Below are 16056 nucleotides of genomic sequence, written 5' to 3' on the forward strand. Positions count from 1 at the left end.
ATATGGCTGCATCAGTCCTTCAGTTGCGGCAGGTCGGCGTAGAGTTCCAGCGCCTCCGGATTGGCGAGCGCCTCCTTGTTCTTGACCGGGCGCCCGTGGACGACCTCGCGCACGGCGAGCTCGACGATCTTGCCGGACTTGGTGCGCGGGATATCGGCGACGGCGATGATCTTGGCCGGCACGTGGCGCGGTGAGGCGCCGCTGCGGATGCGCAGGCGGATCGCCTTTTCCAGCGCCTCGTCGAGCACGAGACCGGGGGCGAGACGAACGAACAGGACCACCCGGACGTCATCGTCCCAGTCCTGGCCGATGCAGAGCGCCTCGACGACCTCCTCCATCTGCTCGACCTGATTGTAGATCTCCGCCGTGCCGATGCGCACACCACCCGGATTGAGCGTGGCGTCCGAGCGGCCGTGGATGACGATGCCGCCGTGGCTCGTCCACTCGGCGAAGTCGCCGTGGCACCAGACGTTGTCGAAACGCTCGAAATAGGCGGCGCGATATTTCGATCCGTCCGGGTCGTTCCAGAACATCACCGGCATCGACGGAAACGCCCTGGTGCAGACCAGTTCGCCCTTCTCCTGGCGGACGGGCTGGCCGTCCTCGTTCCATACGTCGATCGCAAGGCCGAGGCCCGGCCCCTGGATCTCGCCGCGCCAGACCGGCTTCAACGGCACGCCGAGGACGAAGCAGGAGACGATGTCGGTGCCGCCCGAGATCGAGGCCAGCTGCACGTCGGGCTTGATGCCCTCATAGACGAAACTGAAGCCCTCCGGCGACAGGGGCGATCCGGTCGAGGTCAGCAGCCGCAGCCTGGAGAGGTCGTGACTGGTGCGCGGCGTCAGCCCGCCCTTGCGCACCGCGTCGATGTACTTCGCCGAGGTGCCGAAAACGGCAAAGCCCTCCTCGGCCGCATAGTCGAAGAGGATGTTTCCATCGGGATGGAAGGGAGAGCCGTCGTAGAGGCAGAGCGTGGCGCCGACTGCAAGCCCGGAGGCCAGCCAGTTCCACATCATCCAGCCGCAGGTGGTGAAGTAGAACAGCCGCTCGCCCTCAGTCAGGCCGCAATGGTAGCGGTGCTCCTTCAGGTGCTGCAGGAGCGTGCCGCCGGCGGAATGAACGATGCACTTGGGCACGCCGGTGGTCCCGGACGAAAACAGGATGTAGAGCGGGTGGGCGAACGGCAGCCGCAGAAAGGTGACCTCGGTCGCCGCGTAGGGGGCGATCAGATCGGCCAGCGTCCGGCCGTCGCGCACGGCCCGCGCGACGGCGAGCGCGTCGCCGGCATAGGGCACGACGAGGACCGGCACGCCGAGCCTGTCGGAAACAGCCTTCACCTTGGCGCCGACATCCTGCAGCTTGCCGTTGTACCAGTAGCCGTCGCAGGCGATGAACAGCTTCGGCTCGATCTGGCCGAAGCGGTCGAGCACGCCCTGCTCGCCGAAATCCGGTGAACAGGAGGACCAGATCGCGCCGATCGAGGCAGCGGCCAGCATGCAGGCGATGGTCTCCGGCAGGTTCGGCATCATCGCCGCGATGCGGTCGCCCTTGCCGATCCCCATCGCCGAAAACGCCTGTTGCAGGCGCGAAACCATCGCGTGCAGATGGGACCAGCTCCAGCGGTACTGGACCTTGTCCTCGCCGCGGAAGATCAGCGCGTCGGCCTCTCCCTTGCCGCGCAGCAGGTTTTCCGCAAAATTCAGCGTCGCATCCGGAAAGAAGCGGGCGCCGAGCATATTGTCGCCGTCGACGAGCGCACGGCTGCCCCGGTCGCCGATGACCCCGCAGTCCTCCCACACGGCCGACCAGAAGGCGGCGCGATCGTCCACCGACCACGCATGGAAGGCGTCATAGCCATCGAACGCCCGGCCGACGGCTTTTCCACAGGCTTTCATGAAGAGCGCCATGGGGCTTTTTGCCAGCACTTCCGGGGACGGTTCCCAAAGCGGCTTTTCCTGGATCATGTTTTCCTCCACTCCGACGCTTTTCTATAGCATGGTGCGTCGCACTATAAAGGCTGAACGCCCGCCGCCATGGTGCGATATGCGCCATTTTTGCGCGCGCCGGATTTGATTTCTTCGGCACGAGGGCCTATCCCCTGACGGACGCGGAGCGCACATCCGCCGGGCAATGGGCAAACTACGCAATGGGTCTCCTTCGATACCTTCGTCCGAAGCCGCTGCTGCGGCTGCTGGCGGTCATGGCCGTGCTGGCACTGGCCCTGCGGCTTGCCGGGCCGACGCTCGTGTCCTCCGACAGGATCCGCGACGAGATCGAAGCCAACCTGTCGGCCTGGACCGGTGCCGAACTGGAATTCAGAGGCACGCCGCGTTTCAGCTTCTGGCCCGCTCCGCACATGGCCTTCGAAGACGTGCGGCTGCGCTATCCGGGTTCGCCGACGGGCGATGGCGGGGAACTGCTGACCGCCCGGATCGCGGTCGACTTCAGCCTGCTCGGCTCGCTGCTCGGCGCGCCGGATCTCGGGGACGTCGAGCTCGTCAGGCCGCTCTTCCACATCCGCCGCGATGAGCGTGGCGCGCTCAACTGGCAGGGCAGCACGGGGATCGGGCAGGCGCTCTCCCGCGACCCCGAAGACCGGTCGGCGCCAGCGCCACTGCCGCAGTTCGGCACGCTCCTTGTTCGCGACGGGGCCATCGCGGTCGACGACGCGCGACGGGGCCAGCACTATCGCATCAGCGATGTGACCGGAAAGATCGCCTGGCCGAAGCCTTCCTCCGACCTCGACATCGCGCTCAGGGGCGTGGTCAACGGCGAGGTGGCCGAACTGCGGCTCGCCGCCGACGAGCCCGGCCGCCTGCTGGACGGCCAGGAAGCCGGCATTCGCCTTTCGTTGCGTTCCGATCCGCTGAAGCTCGACTTCGACGGAACCGCAAATCTCTCGAGCAACGCCTTTGCGACCGGCAGGATCGGGCTGACCGTCCCCTCCTCCTCCCATCTGCTGACCTGGACCGGAATGCGCTTCACGCCGGCCCGCAAGCTGGGCGCGCTGACGCTGGAGGGCAACATGACCACCAGCGCGCATTCCGCCCGGATCGACCAGTTGCTCCTCGACATAGACGGTTCGCGGGCGACCGGCATCCTCGACGTCAGCCTGCCGCCGAGGGAGACGCCGAAGCTCGGCGGCACGCTTGCCTTCGACAAGGTCGATCTCGCCGCCATGGTCGCCGCCTATTCGCCTGCGCCGCGTGAGGGCGACACCGCCGCTCCGCCACTGCCGTTGACGATGGACGGGCTCGACCTCGACCTGCGCTTCTCCGCCAGGGAAGCCTTCCTGGAGCCCCTGGTGCTGACCGACTTCGCCGCGGGCGTTCGCGCCGCGGGCGGCCAGACGTCGCTCGACATCGGCGACGGGACCGTCCTCGGCGGCAGCGTCAGCGGGCAGCTCTCGGTCACCGATCGCCACCACAAGCCCGGCGGCGAGCTGCAGCTGTCGGCACGGGACATCGACTTCGGCGCGTTGATCGGCCTTGCCGGCCTGTCGGGCCCGTTGCCCACGGGTCGCGGCTCGGCCGACCTCAGCCTGTTCACCGAGCAGCCGTTTGCGGGCTTTGGCGCCGCCGACCTGATCGGGACCTTCCGGCTGCACTTCGACCAGGGCAGCATCGCCGACTTCGACCGTGCGGAATTCGAACGGCGCGCGCGCGGCGCCGAGGCGTTCAGCATGGCGGACGCCGCCGACGGCGCGTTCGAATTTGGGAATGCGACGATCGAGGGGCGCGTGGACCGGGGTCTCGCCGAAATCGCCCGCGCCACATTCGAGGGAGCCGAGAAGACGCTCTCGATCTCCGGCACGATCCCGTTCCGGCATGGCAATGTCGCGCTGGCGGGATCGCTTGCAACCCACAAGCCGGACGAGGCTTCGATGACCGAACCTGCCGTCAACTTCCTCGTCAGCGGCGCCTGGCCCGCCCCGTTGATCTCGCCGATGGCGATCCTGATGAGCATCCCCGCCAATTGACGGGGATCGGAGGGACGCAAGGCGCGAGCGGCCGGGCCGGCCGCCTTTCCTACCTGCCTGCGAAGGCGGCGTGCTCGTCGCGCTGGCGCTGGAGCTCCCGCCGCTTGGTCACGATCGAGGCGATGATCACCCCCACCGTCACCAGCGCGATGAGGAGCGTACACGCCGCGTTGATCTCCGGCGTGACGCCGAGCCGCACCTGGCTGTAGATCTTCATCGGCAGCGTCGTGGCGCCGGGGCCGGAGGTGAAGCTCGCGATGACCAGGTCGTCCAGCGACAGCGTGAAGGCCAGCACCCAGCCCGAGAAGACGGCGGGCGCGATGATCGGCAGCGTCACCTCGAAGAAGGTGCGAAGCGGCGTTGCGCCGAGATCGAGCGCCGCCTCCTCCACCGACCGGTCGAAGGAGAGCAGCCGCGACTGCACGACGACGGCGACGAAGCACATGGTCAGCGTGATATGGGCCAGCGTCACCGTCCAGAAGCCGCGGTCGAAACCGATCGCCACGAACAGCAGCAGCAGCGACAGGCCGGTGATGACTTCCGGCATGACGAGCGGCGCGTAGACCATGCCGGAGAACAGCATGCGGCCGCGGAAGCGGGTGAAGCGCACCAGGGACAGCGCCGCCATCGTGCCGAGCACGGTGGCGATCGTCGCCGACAGCAGCGCCACCCGGATCGTCACCCAGGCCGCGTCCATCAGGCCCTGGTTGTTGAAGAGCGCCACGTACCATTTGGTCGAAAACCCGGCCCAGACGGTGACGAGGCGGGACTCGTTGAACGAGAAGACGACCAGCAGCACGATCGGCAGGTAGAGGAAGGCGAAGCCGAGCGCCACCGAGATGATGTTGAAGCGGGACCACCTGGTCATGGCTATTTCCCCCGTTCTTCGGCTTTCGCCTGCATGTTCTGGAAGAACACGATCGGCACCACGAGGATCAGCAGAAGCACGGTCGCCACGGCGGCGGAGACCGGCCAGTCACGGTTGGCGTTGAACTCCGTCCAAAGCGTCTTGCCGATCATCAGCGTCTGCGAGCCGCCGAGCAGGTCGGGAATGACGAACTCGCCCACCGCCGGAATGAAGACGAGCATGCAGCCGGCGACGACGCCCGCCAGCGACAGCGGGAAGGTGACCTTCCAGAAGGCGCTGATCGGCGGGCAGCCGAGATCCTCGGCGGCCTCGATCAGCGAGTGGTCCATCTTCTCCAGCGCCGAATAGATCGGCAGGATCATGAAGGGCAGGTAGGAATAGACGATGCCGATATAGATCGCCCAGTTGGTGTTGAGGATGATCAGCGGCTCGTTGATGAGGCCGGCGGAGATCAGCAACTGGTTCAGCAGGCCCTCCGGCTTCAGGATCGCGATCCAGGCATAGACGCGGATCAGAAAGCTGGTCCAGAACGGCAGGATCACCAGCATCAGCAGCGTCGGCCGCCAGGTGCGCGGCGCCTGCGCCATGCCGTAGGCGATCGGATAGGCGATCAAGAGGGTGAGAAAGGTGGAGATCCCCGCGATCTTCAGGCTCGACAGGTAGGCATTGATGTAGAGCGCGTCCTCCGTCAGCCAGACGAAGTTGTCGAAGCTCAGTTGGCGGATGTTGTCGATGATGCCCGCGAGGCCGTCCGCCAGCCGGAAGACCGGCTCATAGGGCGGCTGGGCGATCGCCGTCGTCGACAGCGAGATGCGGAAGACGATGACGAAGGGGATCAGGAAGAAGAAGAGCAGCCAGGCGTAGGGAACGATGATGACCAGGCGGCTGAAGATGCGGGAGCCGAGCTTGGTCATACGTCAATCCTTCAACACGACGCCGCCGGTCTCGGCGAAGGAGACCCAGACCTTCTCGTCGTAGCCGATCGGGTTTTCCACCTCGCGCTGTGCATTCAGCATGGAGGTCTTGACGACCTTGCCGCTCGGCAGCCTGACGTGGAAGACGGTCATGTCGCCGAGATAGGCGATGTCCCAGATCTCGCCCTCCGACGCGTTGATCGTGGCATCCGCAGGCGCGGTCCGGCTGATCTTGAGCTTCTCCGGGCGGATGGCGAAACCGGCGCTGGCGCCCATTGCGAGCTGGGTATCGCCCAGGGCACGCACGGTGAAATCCTCGCCGGCGATCTCGACGCGGCCATTGCCGGCGGCCTTGACCTTGCCTTCGAGGATGTTCACGTCGCCGATGAAATCGGCCACGAAACGGGAGTTGGGGGCCTCGTAGATCTCGGCCGGCGTCGCCACCTGGATGACCTTGCCGTGGCTCATCACCGCGATCCGGTCCGCCATGGTCATCGCCTCCTCCTGGTCGTGCGTGACGACGACAAAGGTCAGGCCGAGCTCCTGCTGCAGGTCCATCAGTTCGAACTGGGTCTCCTCGCGCAGCTTCTTGTCGAGCGCGCCGAGCGGCTCGTCGAGCAGCAGCACCTTCGGCCGCTTGGCGAGCGAGCGGGCGAGCGCCACGCGCTGACGCTGGCCGCCGGAGAGCTGTTGCGGCTTACGCTTGGCGAACTGCTCGAGCTTGACGAGCTTGAGCATCTGCTTGACGCGCTCGGCGATCTCGGCCTTCGGCATGCCGTCCTGCCGGAGCCCGAAGCCGATGTTGCTCTCCACCGTCATGTGCGGGAACAGCGCGTAGGACTGGAACATCATGTTGACCGGCCGCCGGTAGGGCGGGATGCCGGCGATGTCCTGGCCGTCCAGGATGATCTCGCCCGAGGTCGGCCGCTCGAAGCCGGCCAGCATGCGCAGGAGGGTCGACTTGCCGCAGCCGGAGGCGCCCAGGAGGGCGAAGAACTCGCGGTGGTAGATATCGAGTGTCAGGTTGTCGACGGCTGTGAAGTCACCAAACTTCTTCGTGATGTTCCTGAAGGATATGAACGGTTTGGAGTCCGGATCCGCCCACGGCGCGAAGGAGCGGCGGATATTGCCCAGTGACTTCATTGGCTGTCCCCGATTGTCTTTTGGCGCGCAACAGCAAATTGCCCGGAAGCGGTTCCGGGCAATCTGCATTCCTTTTCTTACTGGCCGGTGACGACCTTGGTCCAGATGCGGGTCACCACCCGCTGCGTCTTCGGATCGTAGGGCAGCTTGGTGTAGAGCTTGGCCATCGTGTCGGCCGACGGATAGATCGCCGGATCCTCGAAGACCTCCTTGTCGATCAGTGCCTGCGACGCCTTGTTGCCGTTGGCGTAGAAGATGTAGTTCGAGGCCTTGGCGGCGACTTCGGGCTTCATGATGTAGTTGATGAAGGCATGCGCCTCCTCGACATGGGGCGCATCGGCCGGGATCGCCATCATGTCGAACCACATCAGCGCACCGCCGGCGGGAATGGTGTAGTTGACCTCCACGCCTGCTGCGGCTTCAGCGGCGCGGTCACGCGCCTGCAGGACGTCGCCGGACCAGCCGAGCGCCAGGCAGATGTCGCCGTTGGCGAGCGCGTTGATGTATTCGGAGGAGTGGAACTTGCGGATATACGGCCGGATCGAGGCCAGGAGTTCGCCGGCCTTCTCCAGATCGCCGGAATCCTTGGAGTTCGGGTCGAGGCCGAGGAAGTTGAGCGCGGCGGGGATCACCTCGTCGGCGGTATCGAGCACGTAGATGCCGCATTCGCCGAACTTCTTTGCGATCTCCGGATTGAAGATCGCGTCCCAGCCGGGAGCCGCGTCGGAGCCGAGGATCTCCTTGGCCTTGGTGACGTTGTAGCCGAGGCCGGTCGTGCCCCACATGTAGTCGATCGCGTATTCGTTGCCCGGGTCGTAGGCGGCCACGCGCTGGGAGACCTCGTCCCACATGTTGGAGAGGTTCGGCAGCTTCGACTTGTCGAGCTTCTGGAAGACGCCGGCCTGGATCTGCCGCTGCAGGAAGTTGCCCGTCGGGACGACGACGTCGTAGCCGGTGCCGCCGGCGAGCAGCTTGGTCTCCAGCGTCTCATTGGAATCGAAGACGTCATAGACGACCTTGATGCCGGTTTCCTTGGTGAAGTCGGCCAGGATCGACTCGTCGATATAGTCTGACCAGTTGTAGACATTCACCACCTTCTCCTGCGCCTGCGCCTGCACACCGGCAAGGGCGGTCAGGGCTGCGATGGCGGCAGTCGCCACAAGGTTGCGTCTTTTCATCAATGGGCTCCCAGTTTCAAAGTTTAGCCGTTCCCGGAGGCGGTCGATTGCGATTATCGTTCTTTTTCAAGGCGCGACAAGCATCATCTTTTGAAGGGTGCCCGCGCATTGGTATCACATTTCCGCCATTCCTATCATATTTGAAATCGCTTTCGCACTGCAAAGCAAGCGGAAAATCACTGGAAGTCGAAAAGAGACAGCCCCGCCACCATCTCGTCCAGTCCCAGCGGACGCGTGACCGGCGGCTCGGCGCGGGCGAGACAGCCCTGCCGCTCGCACAGGCGGCAGGCGGTGCCGACGGCGACGGGCGGCTGCGCCTGCGCGGCTTCGCCATAGGCCGTCTCGGCAGCCGCGGCGGCATCGCAACCGAGAAGCAGCGCCGTACGCCGCACACGCTCGCCGAAAGCCGCACCGGGGCCGTCGATGGTGCGCGATACGGTGAGAAAGGCCGCACCGTCCGGCATCTCGACCCGCTCGCACAGGACCTGCCCGGGCTGGGCGAACGCCGCATGCACGTTGAGCTTCGGACAGCCGCCGCCGAAACGGGCCTGCGGGAAGCCCTGCGCGCCGGCCCGGCGCAGGCGGTGGCCGGCGACGTCCACCTCGAGCGCGAAGAAGGGAGGGGCCGCCTGCCCCGGGCGCTGCAGCATGGTCAGCCGGATCGCCGCCTGTTCGAAGGAGACGGCAAAGCGGGTGCGCAGCAGGTCGACATCGAAGCGCGCACGCTGGGCGGCGGACAGGAAGGCGTCATAGGGCATCATCAGCGCATGCGCCGCATAACGGGCGAGCTCGAAGCGGGCGATGCGGCGCGCCTCGTTTGCCGAGAGCGCGAGCCGGTCGAGCTCGGCTGCGATCTCCTCCCGCAGCGCCAGCTGCACCGCCTCCATGGCGATCTCGCGCAACTGGTCGTGCGCCGACAGGCGCTCCGACAGGAACAGCCGCATCGAATGACGGTCGAAGCGGCGGCGCAGCGTCGGCATGGCATGGACCGGCAGCAGGCGCACCACCACCCCGTGCTCCTTCTTCAGCCAGGCCTTCAGGGCGCCCGCGAGATCGTCGCCCGGGGCGAGCGCGGCATGGAAGGCCTCGGCGGCAGCCTCGATCGCCTCGAAATGGTTGGGCCGCGGCTCGAGTTTCTCGCGCACTTCGTCGATCGGCAGGCGCGCACCGGCCAGCGACGTCGCCCGACCCTCGCGCGCCAGCAGCTCGGAGAGGTCGGAAAGGCGCGCGGCCTGTTCGCGGTAGGCGCGATAGAGCTTGACGATCCCGCCGGCGACATTGGGCGCGGCATCCGCCACCTCGACCAGCTCCAGGTCGCCCGGCAATTCGCCCGAAAGCAGGGGATCGGCGAACACCTCCTTCAACTGGGCGACGCTGCCGCCGGCCTCGCCCTGCAGGTCCTCCATGTCGACCTTGTAGACGGACGCGAGCCGCAGGAGCAGCTGCACCGTCAGCGGGCGCTGGTTGCGCTCGATCAGGTTGAGGTAGGAAGGCGAGATCGACAGCGCCTCGGCCATCGCGGTCTGGGTCAGGCCGAGACCGTTGCGAATGCGGCGGACCCTGGGGCCGGCGAAGATTTTGTTCTCAACCACCTGTCAATCCTTTGACACCTGTCGGGCACGTCGCGTCGAACGGTGAATTTACATAATTTACAAATTAACCGCACGTTCTTGTCAAGCGCCTCACAGCATAACCCGTTTCCGGCGCTCAACTAATCGAAAACTGTCGCGATCCCCCGCACTGCAATGTAAATATTCCGACATGACCACCGCGGGGCACGCGATCATCGCAGCGCTGCCGCCTTTGACATACCAGACGGAGGAGTGCATTCATGACCGATTTTTACAACCTCGTTCCCAGCGCACCGGCGGGCCGCTTCGACGGCATCAGCCGACCGTATGCGGCCGAGGACGTGCAGCGCCTGCGCGGCTCCATCCAGATCCGGCACTCGCTGGCCGAGATGGGGGCGAACCGGTTGTGGCAGCTGATCCACGAAGAGGCTTTCGTCAATGCGCTGGGCGCGCTCTCGGGCAACCAAGCCATGCAGATGGTCCGCGCCGGGCTGAAGGCGATCTATCTCTCCGGCTGGCAGGTCGCCGCCGACGCCAACACGGCGTCCGCGATGTACCCGGACCAGTCGCTCTATCCGGCCAATGCCGCGCCGGAACTCGCCAGGCGGATCAATCGCACCCTGCAGCGCGCCGACCAGATCGAGACCGCCGAGGGCAAGGGGCTCTCGGTCGACACCTGGTTCGCGCCGATCGTCGCCGACGCGGAGGCGGGTTTCGGCGGGCCCCTCAACGCCTTCGAGATCATGAAGGCCTTCATCGAGGCGGGGGCGGCCGGCGTCCACTACGAGGACCAGCTGGCCTCGGAGAAGAAGTGCGGCCATCTCGGCGGCAAGGTGCTGATCCCGACGGCCGCGCACATCCGCAACCTCAACGCCGCGCGCCTCGCCGCCGACGTCATGGGGACGCCGACGCTGGTGATCGCCCGCACCGATGCGGAAGCCGCCAAGCTCCTGACCTCCGACATCGACGAGCGCGACCGGCCCTTCGTCGACTATGACGCCGGCCGCACGGTCGAGGGTTTCTACCAGGTGCGCAACGGGATCGAGCCCTGCATCGCGCGGGCGATCGCCTATGCACCGCATTGCGACCTGATCTGGTGCGAGACCTCCAAGCCCGACCTGGAGCAGGCGCGACGGTTCGCCGAGGGCGTGCACAAGGCGCATCCCGGCAAGCTGCTCGCCTATAACTGCTCTCCGTCCTTCAACTGGAAGAAGAACCTGGACGATGCGACGATCGCCAGGTTCCAGCGGGAGCTGGGCGCGATGGGCTACAAGTTCCAGTTCATCACGCTCGCCGGCTTCCACCAGCTCAATTTCGGCATGTTCGAGCTGGCGCGCGGCTACAGGGACCGGCAGATGGCCGCCTATTCGGAGCTGCAGGAGGCCGAGTTCGCCGCCGAGGCCAACGGCTACACCGCGACCAAGCACCAGCGCGAGGTCGGCACCGGCTATTTCGACGCGGTGTCGCTGGCGATCACCGGCGGCCAGTCGTCCACCACCGCCATGAAGGAATCGACCGAGCACGACCAGTTCCGCCCGGCGGCCGAGTAGCCTTCGCGCATCGGGCAGAGGCCGCCCACGGCAGCCCTCCCCCCGGCAGGCGGGGAGAGGGGACATGGCCCGAAAGGGCAAAAGCTTCAAGAACCCCGCAAAGAGGAGAAATGCCATGACAGTCCAGACCCGCGTCAAGGAAAGAGCCGAGGAACAGTCATCGGCGATGTCGCCCGACCAGCAGGCGATGATCCGCATGCTCGCGAACGACCTGCACCGCCTCAACCATGCCGTCATGAAGGCGGTCGAGGCCGGCGTGTCGGTCGAGCTCGTCCGCTCCGCGCGCCACCATGGCGGCGACGGGAACTGGGGCGACCTGTTGATCCCGGTGATCGTCACCCAGGGCCGGGTCTAGAGCAAGCCAGCAGGTGCCGGGTGTCCGCCAGCGGCACCTGTCGGCGCGGGGGCCGGTGGAAACGCCGGCCCTTCCGGCATGCGGTGCAGGCCGGATTTCCTCCTTTCCGACCCGCAACCCCTCGATAATGCGGGCAACTATTGCACTTTCCGATTGCGCAATGCGTTAGTTCGCACTTAAATGCGGTTGTGCCATGGAGTGGGGAGCTCGCGGTGCAAAATGCAATTGCCGGTCGATTGGAACTGACGGATCTGGTCTACGGAAGCCTGTTCGGCGAATGCAGCTGGCAGCACTTCATGGACCGGCTCGCAACGACGCTCCCGAACGGCAAGTCGGCGTTTCACTACCAGGACCTGACCTCGTCGCTCGCACAGGTCGGCCTCGTCTCCGGGTTCGGCGAGGATGAGATCGAGCAGTTCCACAATCACTACGCCGCCGTGAACCCCTGGGTGCCGCGCACGATGCTGGTGCCCGTCGGCCGGGGCATTGCGGGAGACAGCATCTTCCCGCGCGCGGAACTGGCGAAGACGGAATTCTACAACGACTGGCTCAAGCGGCAGACCGGATGCGAGACGAGCATCGGCGCGACGATCCTGCGGGATTCGACCCGGACCTTCATCCTCTCCACCTGCACCTCGTCGACCGACCCGGAGTTCAACCACCGGGCGGCCGACCTCTACACCCAGCTTTCGCCCCATCTCCGGCGGGCCGTCGACTTCATCCGCCGGGGCGAGCTCGTGACCGGCGAGCGACGGACCGGCCAGGCGCTCTTCGATGCGATCGGCGCCGGCCTGATCCATGTCTCCGAAACGGGCGACATCCGGTCCATGAACGACCGCGCGCGGGAAATGCTCGAGGCCGGCGCGCCGGTCCGGTTCAGGGCGAACGGCCGCATCGCGATCACCGATCCGAGGGCGGCGGAGACGCTGCGGTTCCTGGCATCACGGCACGGCGTGCAGGTCGAGCCCTATGTGGCGGTCGTCAGGGCCGCAGACGGCGCCTCTCACCGGCTGACGCTGGTTCGCCTCAAGTCCGACCCTTTCGTCGAGTTCCTGAACGGCCCCACCGTGGCGATCGTCATCGAGCCGATCGCGGTCTCCGGCGAGATGCGCGGCGTGCGCCTCCAGGAGGATTACAGGCTGACTCCGAAGGAGGTCCGGATCGCCGAGGCGATCGCGGCCGGCCTGTCGCTGCGCGAGATCGCCGACAGCGACGGCGTCAGCTATGAGACCGTGCGCTCGCATGTGAAGAACATCTACGGCAAGATGGAGGTCAGTTCGCAGGCCTCGCTGGTCGCGCGCCTGCTGCGGTGACGGCGGCAGCGGATCCGCATCCACCCCGTCACGCCGTCCGGCTCGGCCGCTTTCCGGCAAACAGGTCACCGTGCCTGCGCATCAGCCGGAACAGGCGCTCGCTGACCGTGCGGATGTCGCGCCGATGCCGGTCCTCGCCGTTGGCGACGATCCATTGCGGATGCCGCAGCGCCCTGATCTCCTCATCCGCCCGCTCCAGCCCCGGGTCGAGATCGCCCACGAAGCAGGGCAGCACCGCCTGTCCCGCGCCTGCCCTCGCCAGGTCCAGCAACGAACGGGGACGGCTGACGACGATCGCGACCTGTGCGGCGGCATGCTCGTGCGGCCAGCGCAGATAGGGCGAGATCGCGTCCTCCTGCGACACCGCCAGCCACGCCGGACGCGTGCCGGACGCATTGCGGCGGCGATAGGCGGCATAGGCGACTTCGCCCGCAAGCCGGCTGACGAGGTGGGCTTCCTCCGGCGCGAAAGCGCGTATGCCGACATCGCTCTCACGGTGCGCGAGTGCAGCGCGCCGCTCGGTGATGGACATGTCGAGGCGGAAGTCGTCGGCCTCGGTGCGGATGGCGTCGATGTTCTCGCAGACGAGCCACGCGTTCCAGGTCCCGAGCATGAGGCGCACGACCGATTGTCCTTCGCCATGCCGCCGCCAGGCATCGACGCCGCGGGCGGCCGCCTCCATCGCCTTCACCTGCTCGAGCAGTGCGGCGCCGTCCCGGGTCAGGCTGTAGCCGGTCTGGCTGCGCAGGAAGAGCGTCCGGCCGAGCGCCTGTTCGAGATCGAGCACGCGACGGCCGATCGTCGCCGGGCTCGATCCTTCCGCCCGGGCCGCACCCGTCAGGCCGCCATTGCGGGCGACCGCTGCGAAGATCTGATAGGCATCCCATCCCACGTTTTTCATAATTGAAAAACATAGGCGAAATCCTTGCCTTTGTCAGTCGAACTTTCGAGGACATGATCCGGCTGTCCTCTTTGGCTGCCGTGGGCGGCCGGGACGCTTCACCGAAGGTCACGACCAGCGCAGGGCCGATCCCGCCCCGCGGGAGACCTCTTTGCCCGGAGACTTGCAAATGCACGACATGATGGGAATGGCGATCCTCTTCGATGCAATCTCGAAGCAGCCGCACGGCCGGCACGGGGGATGCAGGAGACGCCCCGCCCGGCACCGATTTCGGACGCTCTGGCGCGCCGTCACCGGCGCATTCCGGCGGCGCGCCGGGCGTTGCTGACAGACAAGGAAAAGCCCGGCGGGATGGCCGGGCTTCTCGATCGCGTTGGCGGCTTCAGCTTGCGGTCAGGCTGCCTGGCGCAGGCGCTCGCCGCCCGTCCCGAGGCGGAAGCGGTCGACCAGCGCCATCAGCGCGTCGGCCTCGGCGGCGAGCTGACGGCTCGCCTCCGTCGTCTGCTCGACCATCGAGGCGTTCTGCTGGGTCATCTGGTCCATCTGGTTGACGGAGGTGTTGACCTCCTGCAGCGCCGCCGACTGGTCGCGGCTTGCCGTTGCAATCGTTTCGACATGCTGGCTCATGGCGGCGACCTGGGCGCTGATGGTGGCCAGCACCGCCCCCGTCTCCTGGACGAGCCGCGAGCCGGCGCCGACTTCCTGCGTCGACTTCTCGATCAGCGACTTGATCTCGCGGGCGGCGTCGGCGGAACGTTGCGCCAGTTCGCGAACCTCCTGTGCGACGACCGCGAAGCCCTTGCCCGCCTCGCCTGCCCGCGCGGCCTCGATGCCGGCGTTCAGCGCCAGGAGATTGGTCTGGAAGGCAATGTCGTCGATGACCTCGATGATCTGCTCGATCTGCCGCGAGGCGTCCTCGATCCGTCCCATCGCCGAAATGGCGTTGCTGACGACGGTGCTGGAATTGTCGGCGCTCGTCCTGGTCTCACCGGCCTTCTGGTTGGCTTCCTGCGCCCGCTCCGCAGAGGAGCGGACGGTCACGGTGATTTCCTCGACCGCGGCGGCCGTCTCCTCGAGGGAAGCGGCCTGGGCTTCGGTCCGCCGGGACAGCGCGTCGGCCGACTGGAGCATCTCGCCGCCACTGCGCTGGATCGACTGCGCATTCGCGCGGATCTGCAGAAGCGTGTCCTGCAGCCGGACGAGCGAGGTGTTGAAATCCCGGCGCAGGTCGTCGAGCCTGCCGCCGAACGGCGTGTCGATCTGCTGCGACAGGTCGCCCTGCGCCAGGCGGCCGAGCCCCTGGGCGAGCGCATCGACGGCGAAGGCGATCTGCCGGTCGGTCTCCTGCTTTTCACTGTCGGACTGCGCCCGCTCGCGGGCGGCTTCCTGCTGGTGCGCGGAGGCTTCGCGCTCGACGGCGATCTTGCGCAGGGCATTGTCGCGGAACACTTCCAGCGCGCGGCCGATCTGCCCGAACTCGTTGGCGCGGTCGCGACAGGGCACCTCCGCCTCCAGACGACCGTCGGCGATGTCGCGAACGGCTGCGATCAGCGACTTCAGCGGGCGGACCGAGAAGCGGACGGCGACATAGGACAGCGTGCCGAAGATCGCGAGCGCGACCAGGCCTGCGATCACGGCCATGATCTGCAGTTCGTGGATCTTGGCGAAATAGACCTCCATCGGGATGCCGATGAACAGCAGGCCGACATTGGCGCCGGCCGCGCTCTTGATCGGGAAATAGCCGGTCATGAACTGGCGGCCGAAGAGCTCGGCCGGGCCGTAGAACGCCTCGCCTTTGGCCAGGGCGGCCTGGGCGGGATGGTCGGCGGCCAGCTTGGTGCCGACGGCGCGGCTGCCGTCCTCCTTCTTCACGTTGGTGGAGACGCGGACATAGTCCGTCCCTTCCTTGCGGAAGATGGTGGCGACGCCCGCGATCGACTGGGCGGTGCGATCGACCAGCGCATGGTCGGTGAAATCGGGAACCTGTTCGGCGCTCACCGCGACGAGCCGGTTGTCCTTCACGTCGATCTGCGAGCCGTCCATCACGCCGGCATAGAGAACCGCCATGGCGCGGCTGGCGTCGCGGGCATTGTTGCCGGCTTCCTGCAGCACGTACTGGCGCAGATTGTAGTGCATGACGCCAACGATCACGGCGCCGCTCAAAAATATCAGGGCGATCGTCATCGCCACGTACTGGGCGGCAATGGAAGTCTTGAGCATGCGAAACATTGACGTCTCCTATATTTCAGGAAGCCAGTTTAGGATTGACTTGATAATAAAATCT

At 66.3% G+C, this 16056-nt stretch carries 12 protein-coding genes; 4 read left to right on the plus strand and 8 right to left on the minus strand.

Annotated elements, in window-relative coordinates; genetic code table 11:
• Window positions 1-11 precede the first annotated feature (11 nt).
• Complete coding sequence (locus P0086_RS00005) at window positions 12-1964, minus strand: acetoacetate--CoA ligase (RefSeq protein WP_275782021.1); 1953 nt, start codon at window positions 1962-1964, stop codon at window positions 12-14.
• A 182-nt stretch (window positions 1965-2146) separates the two neighbouring features.
• Here P0086_RS00005 and P0086_RS00010 point away from each other — a divergent pair, with 182 nt between their 5' ends.
• Window positions 2147-3979: an AsmA-like C-terminal region-containing protein gene (locus P0086_RS00010; RefSeq protein WP_275782022.1), complete on the plus strand. Its 1833-nt coding sequence runs from the start codon at window positions 2147-2149 to the stop codon at window positions 3977-3979.
• 49 nt (window positions 3980-4028) lie between these two features.
• Here the strand turns inward: P0086_RS00010 and P0086_RS00015 are convergent, their stop codons facing one another.
• The 5 genes from P0086_RS00015 to P0086_RS00035 form a co-directional block, all read right to left on the minus strand.
• Complete coding sequence (locus P0086_RS00015) at window positions 4029-4847, minus strand: ABC transporter permease subunit (RefSeq protein ID WP_112599204.1); 819 nt, start codon at window positions 4845-4847, stop codon at window positions 4029-4031.
• Window positions 4848-4849: 2 nt separating this feature from the next.
• Window positions 4850-5761, minus strand: a complete 912-nt coding sequence (locus P0086_RS00020; RefSeq protein WP_112599206.1) for an ABC transporter permease subunit — start codon at window positions 5759-5761, stop codon at window positions 4850-4852.
• Between the two features lie 3 nt (window positions 5762-5764).
• Window positions 5765-6904: an ABC transporter ATP-binding protein gene (locus P0086_RS00025; protein WP_112599208.1), complete on the minus strand. Its 1140-nt coding sequence runs from the start codon at window positions 6902-6904 to the stop codon at window positions 5765-5767.
• Window positions 6905-6981: 77 nt separating this feature from the next.
• Window positions 6982-8082, minus strand: coding sequence for a polyamine ABC transporter substrate-binding protein (locus tag P0086_RS00030; protein WP_112609390.1), 1101 nt, complete (start codon window positions 8080-8082; stop codon window positions 6982-6984).
• A gap of 176 nt (window positions 8083-8258) precedes the next feature.
• Window positions 8259-9674: a helix-turn-helix transcriptional regulator gene (locus P0086_RS00035; protein WP_275782023.1), complete on the minus strand. Its 1416-nt coding sequence runs from the start codon at window positions 9672-9674 to the stop codon at window positions 8259-8261.
• A 239-nt stretch (window positions 9675-9913) separates the two neighbouring features.
• On the opposite strand from P0086_RS00035, the gene aceA reads away from it, so the two are divergent.
• From aceA to P0086_RS00050, 3 genes are all read left to right on the plus strand, one after another.
• Entirely contained in the window at window positions 9914-11203 is a 1290-nt protein-coding gene (gene aceA, locus P0086_RS00040; RefSeq protein WP_275782024.1) for an isocitrate lyase, read from the plus strand.
• A 115-nt stretch (window positions 11204-11318) separates the two neighbouring features.
• Complete coding sequence (locus P0086_RS00045) at window positions 11319-11558, plus strand: hypothetical protein (RefSeq protein ID WP_112599216.1); 240 nt, start codon at window positions 11319-11321, stop codon at window positions 11556-11558.
• Between the two features lie 212 nt (window positions 11559-11770).
• Window positions 11771-12871, plus strand: coding sequence for a LuxR C-terminal-related transcriptional regulator (locus tag P0086_RS00050; protein WP_275782025.1), 1101 nt, complete (start codon window positions 11771-11773; stop codon window positions 12869-12871).
• Window positions 12872-12899: 28 nt separating this feature from the next.
• Here P0086_RS00050 and P0086_RS00055 read toward each other — a convergent pair whose 3' ends face one another.
• A complete protein-coding gene (locus tag P0086_RS00055) occupies window positions 12900-13772 on the minus strand; it encodes a LysR family transcriptional regulator (RefSeq protein ID WP_275782026.1) in 873 nt (290 codons plus the stop codon).
• 393 nt (window positions 13773-14165) lie between these two features.
• Window positions 14166-16001, minus strand: a complete 1836-nt coding sequence (locus P0086_RS00060; protein WP_275782027.1) for a methyl-accepting chemotaxis protein — start codon at window positions 15999-16001, stop codon at window positions 14166-14168.
• Window positions 16002-16056: the final 55 nt, after the last annotated feature.

This window comes from Mycoplana sp. MJR14, from assembly GCF_029210525.1.
Classification (GTDB): domain Bacteria; phylum Pseudomonadota; class Alphaproteobacteria; order Rhizobiales; family Rhizobiaceae; genus Mycoplana.

Coding starts and splice junctions, on each gene's coding strand:
- P0086_RS00005 (WP_275782021.1), bottom strand. CDS start 1,964: ATGATCCAGGAAAAGCCGCTTTGGGAACCGTCCCCGGAAGTGCTGGCA.
- P0086_RS00010 (WP_275782022.1), top strand. CDS start 2,147: ATGGGTCTCCTTCGATACCTTCGTCCGAAGCCGCTGCTGCGGCTGCTG.
- P0086_RS00015 (WP_112599204.1), bottom strand. CDS start 4,847: ATGACCAGGTGGTCCCGCTTCAACATCATCTCGGTGGCGCTCGGCTTC.
- P0086_RS00020 (WP_112599206.1), bottom strand. CDS start 5,761: ATGACCAAGCTCGGCTCCCGCATCTTCAGCCGCCTGGTCATCATCGTT.
- P0086_RS00025 (WP_112599208.1), bottom strand. CDS start 6,904: ATGAAGTCACTGGGCAATATCCGCCGCTCCTTCGCGCCGTGGGCGGAT.
- P0086_RS00030 (WP_112609390.1), bottom strand. CDS start 8,082: ATGAAAAGACGCAACCTTGTGGCGACTGCCGCCATCGCAGCCCTGACC.
- aceA (WP_275782024.1), top strand. CDS start 9,914: ATGACCGATTTTTACAACCTCGTTCCCAGCGCACCGGCGGGCCGCTTC.
- P0086_RS00045 (WP_112599216.1), top strand. CDS start 11,319: ATGACAGTCCAGACCCGCGTCAAGGAAAGAGCCGAGGAACAGTCATCG.
- P0086_RS00055 (WP_275782026.1), bottom strand. CDS start 13,772: ATGAAAAACGTGGGATGGGATGCCTATCAGATCTTCGCAGCGGTCGCC.
- P0086_RS00060 (WP_275782027.1), bottom strand. CDS start 16,001: ATGTTTCGCATGCTCAAGACTTCCATTGCCGCCCAGTACGTGGCGATG.